Origin of the sequence: Limnohabitans sp. (assembly GCF_040401495.1) — a bacterium.
Classification (GTDB): Bacteria; Pseudomonadota; Gammaproteobacteria; order Burkholderiales; family Burkholderiaceae_C; genus Limnohabitans.
This window is the reverse complement of the sequence record NZ_JBBAOI010000009.1, coordinates 36,570-52,090: the sequence shown is the minus strand read 5'-3', so window position 1 is coordinate 52,090 and position 15,521 is coordinate 36,570. Positions and strand designations below refer to the sequence as shown.

Here is a 15,521-nt window from a genome sequence, read left to right as displayed (position 1 = left end):
TTTTTTCGGATTATGACGATACTGAAACCTCGCTTGGTTAGAATCGCAGTATGCCTTTGAGTGTCATCATCATTACACGCAATGAAAGCGCCAATATTGTGGCCTGTATCGAAAGCGTTGCATTTGCAGATGAAGTGATTGTGCTGGATGGTCAAAGCACAGATGACACTGTTTCATTAGCTCAAAATCTAGGCGCCAAAGTCTTTATAGCTGACAGTTGGGAGGGCTTTGGTCCGCAAAAAAATAAAGCCTTGGGTTTTGCCAGTCACGACTGGGTCTTGTCTTTGGACGCAGATGAGCGTGTGTCTGTCAAATTGTCTTTGGAAATTCAACAAACTTTATCTCAGCCAAGCTTTTCGCTTTACGATATTCCTAGATTGACCAATTTTTGCGGCCAGTGGATACATCACTGTGGTTGGCGGCCTGACCGAGTGACGCGATTGTTTCAAAGACACACAGCCCGCTTCAGCGATGATGTGGTTCATGAAAAAGTTCTTTCACTTCAAGGCCAACCTAGGGGCAGACTTAAGCAGTCCCTGCTTCATTTCAGTTATCCCTGCGCCCAATCCTATTGGCGCAAATTGCAGGTTTACAGCCAAGCTTGGGCCGCACAAAAATTTGCGCAAGGTCACACCACCACCATGTCTCGTGCGGTCGGCTCAGGTCTTGTCGCATTTATCAAAAGCTATATTTTTCGCTTGGGATTTTTGGATGGCGCCATGGGTCTGGCCGTTTGTATCCTGCAAGGGCAGGCGGCCTATGGCAAATACTTTACTTTGTATTGTTTGAACCAAGGAAAGCAATGACTTCTTTATTTTCCTCTCTTGGACTGATCCTCTTGACTTTTTTATGGTCTGTACCAGCCCAAGCAGATTTCAGGGTTGAAATTTCTGGCGTTGGCGTGACACAAATTCCCATCGCCATAGCCAACTTCCGCGGTGAAGACAACGCCCCTCAAAAAATCACCCAAATTGTGTCTGCTGACCTTGATCGCAGTGGGCAATTTCGTAGTACACCTGCTGGCATGGTCATTGATGAAGTTACTCGCCCCGACTTTGAACCTATTCGGCAAAAGCCTGCAGACGCTCTTTTAACAGGCAGTATTTCACGAATGGCTGACGGTCGGTTCGATGTTCGTTTTCGTCTATGGGACACTGTTAAGGGTCAAGACATGGGCGGGCAAAGCTATGTGGTTGTCCCCGCAGACTTGCGCTTGGTTTCGCATCGCATCGCCGACCACGTTTATGAAAAACTGACGGGTGATAAAGGTATTTTCTCAACCCGTATCGCTTACATCACTAAGCAAGGCCCCAAACATTTGCTCTGGGTCGCAGATGCTGATGGCGAGAATCCGCAAGCCGCTTTGACCAGTCAAGAGCCCATTATTTCGCCCAGTTGGTCACCCAGCGGCAACGAATTGGCCTATGTGTCTTTTGAGTCTCGCAAACCCGTCGTCTATGTGCACGATATTGCTTCTGGTAAGCGAAGAGTGCTTGCCAATTTCAAAGGCTCCAACAGTGCGCCTGCTTGGTCGCCTGATGGCAATAGTCTTGCCATTACTTTGAGCCGTGATGGTGGCTCACAGTTATTTTTAATTAACGCCAAGGGCGGTGAGCCCAAACGACTCACGCAGTCCAACGGCATAGATACCGAACCAATTTTCAGTTCTGATGGTTCAGCAATTTATTTTGTCAGTGACCGTGGCGGCTCGCCGCAAATTTACAGAACCCCCGCCACCGGAGGTCCGGTGCAAAGAGTTACTTTCACGGGCAGTTACAACATTTCACCCAGCCTGAGTCCTGATGGACGATGGCTGGCATTTATCTCTCGTGTGGGGTCTGCCTACAAACTCCACATCATGGATTTGATCAACGATAAAGTTGTGCCTTTGACAGACACGAACGCAGATGAACGACCCACGTTTGCTCCAAACGGTAAACTAATTATGTACTCAACCCAATCGCAAGGACGAGAGTCCCTGATGACGACAACTTTAGATGGCAAAATACGCGCCAGACTCGCTGGACAAACTTCCAACATGCGAGAACCCCATTGGGGCCCTTTTCTCAAACCTTGATTCATCTGGAGATTTCATGAAAAAATTATTTTTGTCACTGGGACTTGTCCTGCTAATTTCTGGCTGCGCTTCTGGTGTCAAACTCAATGACGTGCCAGTCGAAGATAAATCAGGCGCCAAAGTTTCCATAACCCCTGACCCCGTCATGCCTGCCCCTGTCACAGCCGCTCCAGATGCAAAAGAAGCCAAGTCCGCAGTCGTTCCTGTTGATAGCTCGGCCAGCTCCAACTTGAGTTCAGGTCCTGCGGGCAATGTTTCCAAGGTGATTTTCTTTGACTATGACAGCTTTGTGGTGAAGTCAGAGTACCAAAGCACCATTGAAACCCACGCACAATTTCTCAAAGCCAACCCCAAGGCGAAAGTCTCACTTGAAGGACATACCGATGAACGTGGTGGTCGTGAGTACAACCTTGCCTTGGGTCAAAAGCGTGCTGACGCAGTTCGCCAAAGTCTGAGTTTGCTTGGTGTTCAGGAGTCTCAAGTGGAGTCGGTGAGCTTTGGCAAAGAAAAACCTTCAGTACAAGGTACTGATGAAAGCGCATTTGCAAAAAATCGTCGCGCTGAGTTCTTTTACCGATGAAATCTTGGCTTCTTGTTGCGTATCTGTGCTTATTGGGTGTATTGGCACCCACTGCACAGGCTGCCCTGTTTGAAGATGAAGAGGCCAGGCGCGCCATATTAGATTTGCGGCAACGGCTTGAAAACCAGCGACAAACACAATTGCAAGCCTCAGAACAAACGCTACAAAAATCCCTTGATCAATCTCAAAAGCAACTTGAGCTTCTGCGCAAACAAGTAGAAGTCGAGCTCAACCAGTCCAAACAAGACAATCGGCAACCGCTTTTACAGTTGCAAGCTCAAATTGATTCACTCAAGCAAGATGTCGCAAGTTTGCGAGGCGAACGCGAGCAGTTATTGCGAGAAATAAGTCTTTTGCAACGTGCGCAAAAGGACATCAGTATAGAAATTGAAGAGCGTTTTCAAAAAATTCATGCTCATTTCGCAAAGCAAGAAGCGCCTCCACCTTCACCACCAGTTAAGGAAGAGGCACCCAAGTCCAGCAAGGTCAATGTTCAGGTGGACGGTTTTGAGTTTCTAGCCGAACCCGAAGAAAAACGCGACTTCGAAGCAGCCTTTGTGCTGTTTAGAAAAGGTGACTTTGCCCAAGCCGCCAAAGAATTTGCTCAGTTTATTCGTGTCTATTCCGATTCAGGCTATAAACCCAGCGCTTTGTATTGGTTAGGCAGTGCCAAATTTGCACGTCGTGACTTCAATGAAGCCATTGCCCAGCTCAAAGGGTTGGTCATTGACTTTCCTAACCACGTTAGAGCACCTGAGGCGATGTTGACTGTTGGCAATGCACAATTGGAAATCAAGCAAACCAAAGAAGCACGCAAAACCTTTAACGATCTTTTAAAGTTATATCCAACCACAGAAGCCGCTGCTGCTGCCAAGGACAGGTTGGCACAAATCAAGTGATATTTGAAGACGTCTCAGATGCTGACAGACGCTTCAGTGGTCTTTCACGTTTGTATGGAGAAATTGGCGCCCAACAAATTCGTCAAAGCCATGTTGTGGTGGTCGGTGTAGGCGGTGTAGGCTCATGGGCAGTGGAGTGTCTTGCCCGCAGCGGCGTAAGAGCTTTGACCTTGATTGATTTGGATCATATTTCTGAATCCAATATCAACCGTCAACTGCCGGCTTTGACGACCACTTTTGGCATGTCCAAAGTGCTTGCGCTTAAAGAAAGAATTTACCTCATTCACCCAGATTGCCAAGTGGCTGCGGTCGAGGAATTTCTGACGCCTGAAAATTGCACTGCCTTATTGTCTGTGCAAGCAGATGCAGTTATAGATGCTTGCGACCAAATGGCTGCCAAGCAAGCCATGGCTGTTTGGGCTTTGGCCACCCATGCGCCCTTTATCACGGTAGGGGCGGCCGGTGGCAAACGTAAGCCCCACAAAGTTGATGTGGCAGATTTGGCTGATGTTACCCATGACCCTTTGCTGTCCCAATTGCGCCAACGTCTTCGCAAGCAAAACGCCGTCCCAGCTGCCGCAAAGCCCATGGGAATTACTGCTGTTTTTAGCAAAGAAAGTGTGGCACCCTCGCAAGTAGTTGATGCGCAAAGAGACAGCTCATTGAACTGCCATGGCTATGGTTCAGTGGTCACCGTCACCGCGACATTTGGCAACTGCGCAGCTGCTTGGGTATTAGACCTGTTGTCCCAAAAATCTGCCGTATAGAGGCACAAAAATTGACAAAAAACAGTTATACTTTACGGCTTTGCTGAACCGCCAAAAGCATGTAAGCATCAAGATGGGACGTTAGCTCAGTTGGTAGAGCAGCGGACTTTTAATCCGTTGGTCGCTGGTTCGAATCCAGCACGTCCTACCACCCCCATCGCAGACAAAAAAGCCAGTTCAAACAGAGCTGGCTTTTTTTTATGTGTGCTACTTGTTCAAGCTTTCTCTGACTGTTCAAGCAATTCAAGCCATTGGGCTTCGAGCTGTAAGAGTTGATCCTCTGTGTTTTGTAATTGTTTTCCTAACCTGGCTAACTCTGTGGGTACGGTGGTCAAAGACATGGACTGAGTCAACTTCTCTTTTTCTTGCTCTAGGGTTTGCATATCGGACTCAAGGCGCTGCTGTTTTTTGTATGAACCTTGCGGGGGTGTTTTGGGCAGTGAAGGTTTTGCAGCAGCGGCCTGCACTTTTTGTTGAAGTTGCGCCTGTTCTGCCTGTGCCAAAGCTTTCATCCGTTTAGCCTCGTCGAGCAAGAACTGTTGGTAGTCATCCAAGTCGCCATCAAACGGCGCAATGCCGCCTTTGGAGACCAGCCAAAACTCATCGCATACTGCGCGAAGCAGGGCGCGGTCGTGACTGACCAACATGACAGTGCCTTCAAATTCATTGAGCGCCATCGAGAGCGCCTCTCGGGTGGCCAAATCAAGGTGATTGGTAGGCTCATCGAGCAGCAGCAAATTGGGTCGCTGCCACACCATCATGCAAAGCACCAAGCGGGCTTTCTCACCCCCGCTCATGCTGCCCACACTTTGCTTGACCATGTCGCCGCCAAAGTTGAACTGACCCAAAAAGCTGCGTAAGTCTTGTTCTCGTGAAGCCTGTCCAGCCAATTTTCCCTCAGCAGCTACTTTTTTGGCAAGCGCAATCATGTGGTCAAGCGGGTTGTCTGCAGGGCGCAGCACATCCAATTCTTGTTGAGCAAAATAGCCGATGTTCAAGCCCTTACCCTCGGTGATTTCACCGTTGATGGCGGCAAGATCTCGTGCGATGGTTTTTACCACTGTGGATTTACCTTGACCGTTGGCACCCAAAATACCAATTCGTTGTCCGGCCAACACTGACTTGCTGACATCTCGAACAATCACGGTAGGCAAAGCACCATCGGCGGCGTCACTTGCTGCGGGGTAGCCAAAGTCCACATGCTGCATAGACAGCATGGGGTTGGGGAGATTGGCAGGCTCTTTGAATTCAAATTGAAAATCAGCTTCAGATAAAAGCGGTGCAATTTTTTCCATGCGATCCAAAGCCTTGACACGGCTTTGTGCTTGCTTGGCTTTGCTTGCTTTGGCTTTGAACCTGGCAATGAATTTTTGCAAGTGTGCAATCTTGTCTTGCTGCTTGGCAAAAGCATTTTGTTGCAAGGTCATTTGTTCAGCACGCATGTCTTCAAACTTGCTGTAATTGCCACCGTAGCGCACTAATTTTCCCGCATCAATATGCAAGGTGACATTGGTAACAGCGTCTAAGAACTCTCGGTCATGGCTGATCACTAACAAGGTGCCTTCATAGCGTTTGAGCCACGCTTCAAGCCATACCAATGCATCCAAGTCCAAGTGATTGGTAGGCTCGTCCAACAACAGCAACTCGGTTGGGCACATCAAGGCTCGGGCCAGCTGCAAGCGCATACGCCATCCACCGGAAAAACTGTTGACTGGCTTGTTAAGTTCAAGGGTTTTGAATCCCAAGCCCTGTATCAACGCCTGTGCGCGGGAAGCGGCATCGTGTTCACCAGCATCATGCAAGGCCATATAGGCATTGGCCATGCGTTCACCGTCGTCCGTGGCCTCGGCAGCAGTCACCTCGGCCCGTGCTGCCACCAACTCGGTGTCGCCTTCAATCACAAAGTCTGTTGCACTGGCATCGGTCTCTGGCATGTCTTGTGCCACTTGGCCCATTCGCCATTGAGAAGGAATTTCAAACTCTCCGGAGTCCTCCGTCAACGTTTTGTTGAGCAAGGCGAACAAGGACGATTTGCCTGCCCCATTTCTGCCCACCAAGCCCACTTTTTCCCCTGGATTCAAACTCACCGAGGTTTGGTCAAGCAGAATTTTTGCACCGCGGCGCAAACTGATATTTTTAAGTGTGATCATGCCAACAATGCCGATTGCGTGATCAGCAGTACCTGTGTATCGCCTGTACTTGTAGACAGGCCGGTGAATTCAAGTGTCGGAAATGCAGCTATGAAATGTTCATACTCATGACCAATTTCCAATACCAAGATGCCATCTTCTTTCATAAAAGAGGGGACTTCTTGAAGTAACTGGCGAATGAAGTCCATGCCGTCGCTGCCACCAGCCAAGGCCAAGGGGGGTTCGGCTTGAAACTCAAGGGGAAGCAATGCCATGCTTTGGGTATTGACATAGGGAGGATTGCAGACAATTAGATCGAACATGCCTTGGGCTTTTGCTAAACCATCCGACGCAACAAGCTTTACACGTTCTTGCAAACCATGTCTTTGCACATTGATGGCTGCAACCGCCAACGCATCCTCTGAGATGTCCAAGGCCTGCACGTCGAGTTGTGGGTAGGCAAGGCCGACCAAGACCGCAAGACTGCCTCCGCCTGTGCATAAATCCAGAGCGTTGCTTGCCTTTGGATTTAGCCAAGGGTCAATGCTGCCATCCGCTAACACCTCGGCAATCAAGCTGCGCGCAATCAAGCAGCGTTCATCCACATAAAAAGACACGCCTTGCAGCCAAGCTTCTTGGGTCAAATAAGCCAAGGGCTTGCGGGTTTGAATACGCTGGGTCAATAAACTCAGAACGTCTTGAACACAAGCGTCTGGCAGGTCATCAAGCAGCGTATGGGTATCTACATCCAAAGGCAGGCCTAACTTCCAAAGAACCAACCAAGCGGCTTCGTCAGCGGCTTGCAACGTACCTTGGCCAAAGCTCACCCCTGCATCAGTTAAGGCCTTGGCGCAGTTTTCAATCAATTCAAAAACTGTCATGCGCTGGTATGGCGCTGCAAGCCTTGCAAAATCCGCAGGTAAATATTTTTCAATGTATCTATATCGCTCACGCGGACATACTCGTTAATTTTGTGAATGCTGTCATTGGGTGGGCCCAGTTCAATGACTTGGGGGCATATTTGGGCAATGAAACGCGCATCGCTGGTGCCACCTGTTGTGGAAAGCTCTGTGTTAACACCCGTTTCGGCTTGAATGGCTGCTTGAACAACGCCCAATAAATCACCAGGGATGGTTAGGAACGGCAAGCCCCCTAAGGTCCATGTCAAGTTGAAATCCAGTTGGTGTTTGCGCAACACAGCTTCCAAGCCTTGCTTTAACTCGTCAGCGGTTGATTCGGTACTGAATCGGAAATTGAAATCAACCACCACTTCTGCGGGGATGACATTGTTTGCCCCTGTACCTGCATGGATATTGCTCACTTGCCAGCTGGTCGGTTGAAAGAAATCATTGCCCTTATCCCAGCTGGTTGTGGTTAATTCGGCCAAGGCAGGTGCAAACAAATGGATAGGGTTGCTGGCCAGTTGCGGATAGGCAATATGACCTTGAATGCCTTTGATGGTGAGTTTGCCACTCAGTGTGCCTCGGCGACCGTTTTTAACCATGTCCCCAATGCGGTGAACTGCCGTGGGTTCACCTACGATGCACCAATCAAGTTTTTCTTCTCGAGACTCAAGCCACTCAACAACTTTGACTGTGCCATCTACTGAGGGACCTTCTTCATCGCTGGTCAGCAAGAAGGCTATGGAAAACCGAGGATGGGCTTCTTGCTTTAAAAACTCTTCTGTCGCAACCACCATGGCAGCCAAAGAAGTTTTCATATCACTGGCACCACGCCCAAACAATTTGCCATCGCGGTGGCTTGGGGTGAAAGGGTCTGTGGTCCATTGGTTTAAAGGGCCGGTAGGAACCACATCGGTGTGACCTGCAAACACCAAAGTGGGTGCTTGTGAGGAGCTGCGCTTGATCGCCCACAAATTGCTCACCCTGAAGTTGTCTGGGCCGAAGTTCAAACGCTCTGATTCAAATTTGCAAGCGAGTAAACGGTTGCCTAAAATCTCTAAGCATCCGGCATCATCTGGGGTGACAGAGGGGCGAGCAATCAGTTGCTCGGTCAACTCAAGGGTGGCAGACATCTCAGTCGCGCAGCAAATCGTTCAAGCTGGTTTTGGCACGTGTTTGTGCGTCTACCCGTTTGACAATGACGGCGCAGTAAAGACTGTATTTGCCGTCCGCACTGGGGAGGTTGCCAGACACCACCACCGATCCAGAGGGAACCCGTCCATAGGTCACTTCGCCAGTGGCGCGGTCGTAAATTTTGGTACTTTGACCGATGTACACGCCCATGGAGATAACCGAGTTTTCTTCGATGATGACGCCTTCGACCACCTCAGAACGTGCGCCAATGAAGCAGTTGTCTTCAATGATGGTGGGGTTGGCTTGCACAGGCTCTAAAACGCCGCCTATGCCCACACCACCCGAGAGGTGTACGTTCTTGCCAATTTGTGCGCAAGAGCCAACGGTGGCCCAAGTGTCAACCATGGTGTTTTCGTCCACATAGGCGCCAATATTGACGTAGCTGGGCATCAAGATGGCACCTTTGGCAATGTAGCTGCCACGACGCGCCACCGCAGGCGGCACCACACGTACTCCGCTGGCTTTCATCTGGGCCTCATCCATGTTGGAGAACTTGGTTTGTACTTTGTCATAAAAGCCCAAGTCACCTGCTTTGACCACGGCGTTGTCTTTCAAGCGAAAGGACAGCAAAACCGCTTTTTTGATCCACTGATGCGTAGTCCATTGCCCTACAGCTTCGCGGGTGGCCACCCTCAAGCGGCCCGCATTGAGTTCGGCAATGACGTGCTCAACGGCGTCGCTCAATTCTTTGGGTGCAGAGGAAGGGCTGTACTGGGTGCGATTTTCCCAAGCGGTGTCAATAATGGATTGCAGTTGTTGGCTCATGTGGATGATGGGTAATGGGATTGAACAAATTGAACGATACGTTGTGCCGCCTCAAGACATTCCTGAGGTTGTGCGACCAAAGCCATGCGAATTCGGCCTTGGCCTGGGTTGACGCCATTGACTTCTCGCGCCAAATACCGACCTGGCAACACAGTGACATTGTATTGAGCCAGCAATTCAACCGCAAAAGCCTCATCGTCACCACCCGGCACACCTGCCCAAAGGTAAAAACCCGCGTCAGGCAAAGCGACATCCAGCACTTGGGACAAGACAGGGGTGATTTGAGCGAATTTTTCTCTGTACAAAGCACGGTTTTCTTCAACATGCACTTCATCACTCCAAGCCGCGATACTGGCAGCTTGAACCATGCCGCTCATGGCGCTGCCATGGTAGGTGCGGTAGCGCAAAAAAGCCTCTATAAGCCGGGCGTCGCCAGCCACGAAGCCGCTTCGCATACCGGGCACATTGCTGCGCTTGGACAAGCTGGTGAAGCTGACCAAATTTCGAAAATCTGGGCGGCCTGAAAGCACCGCTGCTTCTAGCCCACCAAGCGGCGGTTTGTCACCAAAATAGATTTCGCTGTAGCACTCGTCGCTGGCCAACACAAAGCCGTACTCGTCTGAGAGATCAAACAATTTCTGCCACTCGGTCAAGGGCATCACTGCACCAGTAGGGTTGCCGGGCGAGCAGACAAAAACGAGCTGAGTTTTGGCCCAAACGGCTTTGGGAACACTGTCCCAGTCCACTGCAAAATTGTTTTCAGGCCTACTGGCCACAAAATAGGGCTTGGCGCCTGCAAGCAGGCTTGCACCTTCGTAGATTTGATAGAACGGGTTGGGACAGACCACCAAAGAATCGCAGGCACCATTCAATACGGTTTGCGCAAAAGCGAACAAGGCTTCGCGAGAACCATTCACGGGCAGAACTTGCCTGGCGGGGTCAGCGTTAACTTGGTAGCGACGTTTGAGCCAGTCGCTGCAAGCGTGACGCAATGCCAAGCCACCAGTCGTGGCTGGATAAACTGACAAAGCCTCCATATTTGCTGCTAAAGCCTGCAAAACCAAGGCTGGAGCGGGGTGACGCGGTTCGCCAATACCTAGGCTGATAGCGGTTAAGTCTGGTTTGGGGCTGACGCCTGTAAACAAATGGCGTAAACGCTCAAACGGATAGGGCTGAAGTTGGGCAAGATGGGGGTTCATGGCTGATATTATCGGGGCCTATGTACAGCTTCCTCGACCCCAGCAAAGCCCAAGAATTCGCCATGGATCAGGCGCAGATGTTGAATTTGGCGCAAACCTTCAAGGAAAGCTTGGAAAAAGACTTGGCTTCATTGAACGCGGCCTTGACCAGCCAAGACAGCGAACCAGTTCAGCGCTTGCTGCACTCACTCAAAGGCTACGTCACTTTTTTATGCGGCCCCGAACTCAGTCAGCAGATGATTCAACTCGAAGCCATGAGCCGAGCCAAGCATTTGGCTGAACTTGCAGTCGACATCGCCAAAGCCATCCCCCCCTTGCAAAACCTTTTGACTGAAGTGGGTGAATGGATTGAAAAAGATTTGAAGTCTGCTACCTGATTTTTATTCCTCAACGATTTAACCTTTTTAAAGGGCTTTAGGTGCGTCTTAATTCGATCAAGCTCTCCGGTTTCAAGTCTTTTGCTGATCCGACGAATTTTTTATTGCCAGGCCAATTGGTAGGGGTGGTGGGCCCCAACGGCTGTGGCAAATCCAACATCATTGATGCTGTTCGATGGGTCTTGGGCGAGAGCCGCGCCAGCGAACTGCGTGGTGAGTCCATGCAGGATGTGATTTTCAATGGCACCACCAGCAGGAAACCCTCTAGCCGAGCCAGTGTTGAACTGGTGTTTGACAATGCCACGCACCGCGCAGGTGGACAGTGGAACCAGTTTGCTGAAATTGCCGTCAAACGTGTGCTGACCCGAGACGGCACCAGCAGCTACTACATCAATAACCAACCGGTGCGCCGTCGCGATGTGCAAGATGTTTTTCTTGGCACAGGCTTAGGGCCACGTGCCTACGCCATCATTGGCCAAGGCACCATCAGTCGCATCATCGAATCCAAGCCTGAAGAGTTGCGTTTGTTTTTAGAGGAAGCCGCCGGTGTTTCCAAATACAAAGAGCGTCGTCGCGAAACCGAAAACCGACTTGGGGATACCCGAGAAAACCTCACCCGCGTCGAAGATATTCTGCGTGAATTGAACGCCAATTTGGAAAAGCTCGAACGCCAAGCCGAGGTAGCCCAGCGCTTTAAAGACCTGCAAAGCCAGTCCACCCTCAAGCAACACCAGTTGTGGTTCTTAAAGCGTGCAGAAGCCGAGGTCAGCCAAACCCAATTGCAGCAACAAACCGAGCAAGCCAGTAATGCGCTTGAAGCTAAAACGGCCGATTTGCGGCATACCGAAAGTCAGATAGAAACGCTGCGTCAAGCGCACTACGATTCGGGCGAGCAAGTTAACCAAGCCCAAGGTCAGCTCTACCAAGCGACGGCCGAGGTTGGACGGCTTGAGGCGGAAATTCGTTTTGTGGTGGAAGGTCGGCAACGGGCGCAAGAGCGTTTGCTGCAAATTCAAGCGCAATTGGCGCAATGGTCCGAACAAGCAACCCAAGCCAGTGAACAAACCCAGGCTTTGACCCATGAGCAATCGCAGGCTCAATCGCTGCTTGAAAACACCCAGCAACAGCGCCAAACCTTGGATCAGCAGCAACCCGCATTCGAAAAAAATTGGCGTGATGCTTTAAAGGTGTCGCAAGACCAAGCCGCCGTGGTCACCCAAGTGCAGCAACAAATCCAAGTTTTGGCTGCCGAGCAACGTGGGTTGCAAGATCAGTTGAGCCAACTCGAGCAGCGGCAAAATCGATTACAGCTCGATCAACATGCGCTGACTGCACCTGACAACAGCCATGTCGAACGCATTGAGGCTCAGTTGGTTCAAGCCCAAACGACAGCCCAACAGTTGTCGCAAGATCTGCAAAATTTGGAATCGCAAACCCCTAGCTTGGAAGAGGCGCGTAAGACCGCGCAAGACAACAGCAACCAACAATCGGCCAAATTGGTCGAATTGCAAGCACGTCATCAAGCGCTTACGGCTTTGCAAGAAAAACTGCGTACAGACGAGCGCTTGGTGCCTTGGTTGGCCAAGCATGGCTTACAAAACCTCAAACCCCTGTGGAACCGCGTTCATGTCACCCCTGGCTGGGAACAAGCCTTTGAAGCCGCTTTACGCGAACGCTTGGCAGCCCTAGAGGTCAGCAAGCTCGATACCGTCAAGTCTTTTGCGTCGGATGTGCCTTTGGCGAAGCTGAGTTTTTACAGCCCTGCGGTTGCTGTTTCTTCAAGCAAATCTAGCTCGCTTTCACCCTTGTTAGAGCAGTTAAGAGTAGACGATGCTGCACTGAAAGGTTTGCTTGCAGAGTGGTTAACAGGTTGTTACACCGCCCCGAATTTGGACTCCGCACTGTCATTGCGTGACAAGTTGCAGCCTGGCGAACAATTGTTTATTCCCCAAGGTCATGCCGTAGGTTTGCACAGCGTGCATTTTTATGCTCAAGACTCAGAGCAAGCTGGTTTGCTGGCCCGTGCCCAAGAAATTGAAAACTTGGACAAACAAATCCGTGCCCAATCTCTGATGACAGATGAGGCCCGCACCCAGTTGGCGCGTGCTGAGTCTGCTGCAAGCCAAGCGGCTACCCAGCGCACCCAGTTGCGACAACAGTCCTCTGAAGCCCAAGCCAAGTCTCATGCCTTGAATGTGGATGTATTGCGTCTTCAACAACAAGCCCAGCAGGTACGCGAGCGCCAAGGCCAGTTGGCAACAGAAGTTGCCGAATTGCAAAGCCAGGCTTCCACGCTTGAACAAAAGCAGCAAGCCGCCCAAGCCAAATTTGAAGAGCTTGACTTGCAGTTAGCGCAAACCCAAGAGCGCCACGCCCAATTGCAGGATGTATCTTTGGCGAAGGAAAAAGAATTTCAAAGCTTGCGTGAATCTTTGCAGCAAACCGATAAGCAATGCCAAGAGGCTGAATTTCAAGTTCGCAGCTTGAAAGCGCGCAAGCAAGAATTGCAGCGCACCCAAGACACCGCAGCCAAGCAAATTGAAAATTTAAACAACGAGCAAAGCCGCCAGCAAGAAGAACTTAATGTGTTGAGCGACACCTCCGCCCGTGCTGGCCTACAAGACGCTTTGGCCCTCCAACTTGAGCGCGAAACCTTGTTGGCCAGCAAACGCAATGAATACGATGACTTGACCAACCGTTTGCGCACCAGCAACGAAGAAAGACTCAAGATAGAGCATCAACTTGAGCCTTTGCGTCAACGCATTATGGACATCCAACTCAAGGCGCAAGCGGCTCGTCTGGGGTTTGAGCAGTACGACCAGTTGTTACTGGACGCGCAAACAGACCTAGAGGTAGTCGCTGCCAGCATCGAGCAAGAATCGGTCAAGTTGTCTGGCTTGTCGTCTGAGATCGATCAAATGCAGCGTGACATTCAAGCCCTGGGTGCGGTGAACTTGGCGGCTTTGGAAGAGTTGGGAACCGCCCGAGAACGCAAAACCTTTCTTGACGCCCAATCCGCCGACTTGAACGAAGCCATTACCACGCTAGAAGACGCCATTCGCAAAATAGATGCAGAAACACGGCAACTGCTGGGCGACACCTTCGAGACGGTGAACCAACATTTTGGTCGCATGTTCCCCGAATTGTTTGGTGGTGGTACCGCTAAATTGGTCATGACAGGAGACGAAATTTTGGATTCGGGCGTGCAAGTCATGGCACAACCGCCAGGCAAGAAGAACCAAACTATCTATTTGTTGTCAGGAGGCGAAAAAGCGCTCACAGCCATTGCCTTGGTGTTTGCGATTTTCCAACTTAACCCAGCGCCGTTTTGTTTGCTTGACGAGGTGGATGCGCCTTTGGATGATGCCAATACTGAACGCTATGCCAAGTTGGTCACTCGCATGTCGGGTGAAACCCAGTTTCTTTACATCTCGCACAACAAGATCGCCATGGAAATGGCCGAACAACTCATTGGCGTGACCATGCAAGAGCAGGGGGTTTCGCGTATCGTTGCCGTTGACATGGAGTCTGCAGTGAACTTGGTTGAACCTGCGGCAAACGTATGAGCAGTCTTCAAATGTGGTTAGCCATTGTGGGTGGTGTGGTCTTGGTTGTCTTGGTGGCTTACAACGCTTGGACCTCGCGGCAAAACCAACCTAAACAAGCCGAACCACTCATCACGCCAGAAGAACTTGACGCCTTAACCAATCATCAAATGCCACTGGATGATTCGGCGCCAGTGGTCAACGGATTGCTCGATGGCTTCACGGACATGGCGCATGAACTGCCCCAGCCCAACCAACGTGGCCAGTTAGACCCCTTGATTGATGTAATGGCCAGCATGGAGCTAGAAACGCCTGTCTCTGGCGAGGCTGCTTTGGCTGCTTTGCCGCCTGTACGCCGTGTGGGGAGCAAACTTTTCATTGTCGAGGGATTGAACGCTGACACGGGTGAATGGGAAAACCTCCAAGCCGGTCTTTTTTACAGCGCTTTCCAAGCTGGCATCCAAGTGGCTAACCGCCAAGGGCCACTTAATGACATTGAGTTTTCCGAGTTTGTGGTTAAAGCACAGACGTACGCCGATGCTTTTGGCGTGACCCCCGAACTGCCCGATATGAGTGAGGCGATTGCCCATGCCCGTGAGTTAGACCAATTTGCGGCCTCGCATGATGCCCAACTCAGCTTGACCATTGCCTCACGCAAAACCGCTTGGAGCCCTGGCTATGTGCAACAACAGGCCGCGCGTATCGGCTTCGTCCCTGGCGTCATCCCAGGGCGTATGGTGATAGCCGCGTCCACGCCTGGTTTACCGCCTGTGTTGGTGCTGAGTTTTGATGCCCGAGCCGCCATGGCCGAGGATCCCAACCAGTCTGCATTGCGCAGCATCTCTCTGGGTCTTGATGTGCCGCAGGTAGCGCCTTCTGAGCAGGCTTTTGCACGATTGTGCGAATCCGCTCAGGCCTTGGCACAAGCCATGGATGGCCAAATTACCGATGACAACGGCCAAGTGCTGTCGGATGCTGCAATTCAAATCATCGATAACGATTTGAAAAACCTTTACCAAGCACTGGCGGCAAGGGACTTGGCGGCGGGCTCCTTGCAGGCTCGGCGCTTGTTCAGCTAGGGCTGGCC

Annotated in this window: 13 protein-coding genes and 1 tRNA gene; 9 read left to right on the top strand and 5 right to left on the bottom strand. The window is 50.9% G+C overall.

Annotated features, from left to right (window positions below; all coding sequences use genetic code 11):
• Positions 1-50 precede the first annotated feature (50 nt).
• The 6 genes from AC9UEO_RS07815 (at position 51) to AC9UEO_RS07790 (ending at position 4,474) form a co-directional block, all read left to right on the top strand.
• On the top strand, positions 51-806 hold the full coding sequence (locus tag AC9UEO_RS07815) for a glycosyltransferase family 2 protein (protein WP_509531824.1): 756 nt from the start codon (positions 51-53) through the stop codon (positions 804-806).
• Positions 803-2,077, top strand: a complete 1,275-nt coding sequence (gene tolB / locus AC9UEO_RS07810; RefSeq protein ID WP_509531822.1) for a Tol-Pal system beta propeller repeat protein TolB — start codon at positions 803-805, stop codon at positions 2,075-2,077. The genes AC9UEO_RS07815 and tolB overlap by 4 nt, the downstream gene beginning before the upstream one ends.
• Positions 2,078-2,093: 16 nt before the next feature.
• Positions 2,094-2,657, top strand: a complete 564-nt coding sequence (gene pal, locus AC9UEO_RS07805; protein WP_509531819.1) for a peptidoglycan-associated lipoprotein Pal — start codon at positions 2,094-2,096, stop codon at positions 2,655-2,657.
• Positions 2,654-3,556 (top strand): tol-pal system protein YbgF, encoded by a 903-nt coding sequence (gene ybgF / locus AC9UEO_RS07800; RefSeq protein ID WP_509531816.1) that lies wholly within the window; start codon positions 2,654-2,656, stop codon positions 3,554-3,556. The genes pal and ybgF overlap by 4 nt, the downstream gene beginning before the upstream one ends.
• Positions 3,553-4,323 (top strand): tRNA threonylcarbamoyladenosine dehydratase, encoded by a 771-nt coding sequence (locus AC9UEO_RS07795; RefSeq protein ID WP_509531813.1) that lies wholly within the window; start codon positions 3,553-3,555, stop codon positions 4,321-4,323. The genes ybgF and AC9UEO_RS07795 overlap by 4 nt, the downstream gene beginning before the upstream one ends.
• 75 nt (positions 4,324-4,398) lie before the next feature.
• A tRNA-Lys gene (locus AC9UEO_RS07790) sits at positions 4,399-4,474 on the top strand.
• Positions 4,475-4,538: 64 nt separating this feature from the next.
• Here the strand turns inward: AC9UEO_RS07790 and AC9UEO_RS07785 are convergent.
• The 5 genes from AC9UEO_RS07785 to dapC are packed head-to-tail and all read right to left on the bottom strand — an operon-like array spanning position 4,539 to position 10,512.
• Positions 4,539-6,473 carry an ABC-F family ATP-binding cassette domain-containing protein gene (locus tag AC9UEO_RS07785; RefSeq protein ID WP_509531811.1) on the bottom strand — a complete coding sequence of 645 codons (1,935 nt, stop codon included), beginning with the start codon at positions 6,471-6,473 and terminating at the stop codon, positions 4,539-4,541.
• Positions 6,470-7,333 carry a 50S ribosomal protein L3 N(5)-glutamine methyltransferase gene (prmB, locus tag AC9UEO_RS07780; protein ID WP_509531808.1) on the bottom strand — a complete coding sequence of 288 codons (864 nt, stop codon included), beginning with the start codon at positions 7,331-7,333 and terminating at the stop codon, positions 6,470-6,472. The genes AC9UEO_RS07785 and prmB overlap by 4 nt, the downstream gene beginning before the upstream one ends.
• The gene (dapE, locus tag AC9UEO_RS07775; RefSeq protein WP_509531806.1) at positions 7,330-8,487 is read right to left on the bottom strand and encodes a succinyl-diaminopimelate desuccinylase; all 1,158 of its coding nucleotides are present in this window, start codon (positions 8,485-8,487) and stop codon (positions 7,330-7,332) included. The genes prmB and dapE overlap by 4 nt, the downstream gene beginning before the upstream one ends.
• Before the next feature lies 1 nt (position 8,488).
• Complete coding sequence (gene dapD / locus AC9UEO_RS07770; protein ID WP_509531803.1) at positions 8,489-9,313, bottom strand: 2,3,4,5-tetrahydropyridine-2,6-dicarboxylate N-succinyltransferase; 825 nt, start codon at positions 9,311-9,313, stop codon at positions 8,489-8,491.
• Positions 9,310-10,512: a succinyldiaminopimelate transaminase gene (gene dapC, locus AC9UEO_RS07765; RefSeq protein WP_509531800.1), complete on the bottom strand. Its 1,203-nt coding sequence runs from the start codon at positions 10,510-10,512 to the stop codon at positions 9,310-9,312. Before dapC ends, dapD begins: the two co-directional genes overlap by 4 nt.
• 20 nt (positions 10,513-10,532) lie before the next feature.
• Here dapC and AC9UEO_RS07760 point away from each other — a divergent pair, with 20 nt between their 5' ends.
• Genes AC9UEO_RS07760 through AC9UEO_RS07750 form a run of 3 tightly spaced genes read left to right on the top strand, consistent with a single transcriptional unit; the run spans position 10,533 to position 15,513 of the window.
• Positions 10,533-10,889, top strand: a complete 357-nt coding sequence (locus tag AC9UEO_RS07760; RefSeq protein ID WP_509531798.1) for an Hpt domain-containing protein — start codon at positions 10,533-10,535, stop codon at positions 10,887-10,889.
• Positions 10,890-10,930: 41 nt separating this feature from the next.
• Positions 10,931-14,455 (top strand): chromosome segregation protein SMC, encoded by a 3,525-nt coding sequence (gene smc, locus AC9UEO_RS07755; protein ID WP_509531795.1) that lies wholly within the window; start codon positions 10,931-10,933, stop codon positions 14,453-14,455.
• Positions 14,452-15,513, top strand: coding sequence for a cell division protein ZipA C-terminal FtsZ-binding domain-containing protein (locus AC9UEO_RS07750; protein ID WP_509531792.1), 1,062 nt, complete (start codon positions 14,452-14,454; stop codon positions 15,511-15,513). The genes smc and AC9UEO_RS07750 overlap by 4 nt, the downstream gene beginning before the upstream one ends.
• Positions 15,514-15,521 lie beyond the last annotated feature (8 nt).

Coding starts and splice junctions, on each gene's coding strand:
- tolB (WP_509531822.1), top strand. CDS start 803: ATGACTTCTTTATTTTCCTCTCTTGGACTGATCCTCTTGACTTTTTTA.
- pal (WP_509531819.1), top strand. CDS start 2,094: ATGAAAAAATTATTTTTGTCACTGGGACTTGTCCTGCTAATTTCTGGC.
- dapC (WP_509531800.1), bottom strand. CDS start 10,512: ATGAACCCCCATCTTGCCCAACTTCAGCCCTATCCGTTTGAGCGTTTA.
- ybgF (WP_509531816.1), top strand. CDS start 2,654: ATGAAATCTTGGCTTCTTGTTGCGTATCTGTGCTTATTGGGTGTATTG.
- AC9UEO_RS07750 (WP_509531792.1), top strand. CDS start 14,452: ATGAGCAGTCTTCAAATGTGGTTAGCCATTGTGGGTGGTGTGGTCTTG.
- AC9UEO_RS07785 (WP_509531811.1), bottom strand. CDS start 6,473: ATGATCACACTTAAAAATATCAGTTTGCGCCGCGGTGCAAAAATTCTG.
- prmB (WP_509531808.1), bottom strand. CDS start 7,333: ATGACAGTTTTTGAATTGATTGAAAACTGCGCCAAGGCCTTAACTGAT.
- AC9UEO_RS07815 (WP_509531824.1), top strand. CDS start 51: ATGCCTTTGAGTGTCATCATCATTACACGCAATGAAAGCGCCAATATT.
- dapD (WP_509531803.1), bottom strand. CDS start 9,313: ATGAGCCAACAACTGCAATCCATTATTGACACCGCTTGGGAAAATCGC.
- dapE (WP_509531806.1), bottom strand. CDS start 8,487: ATGTCTGCCACCCTTGAGTTGACCGAGCAACTGATTGCTCGCCCCTCT.
- AC9UEO_RS07760 (WP_509531798.1), top strand. CDS start 10,533: ATGTACAGCTTCCTCGACCCCAGCAAAGCCCAAGAATTCGCCATGGAT.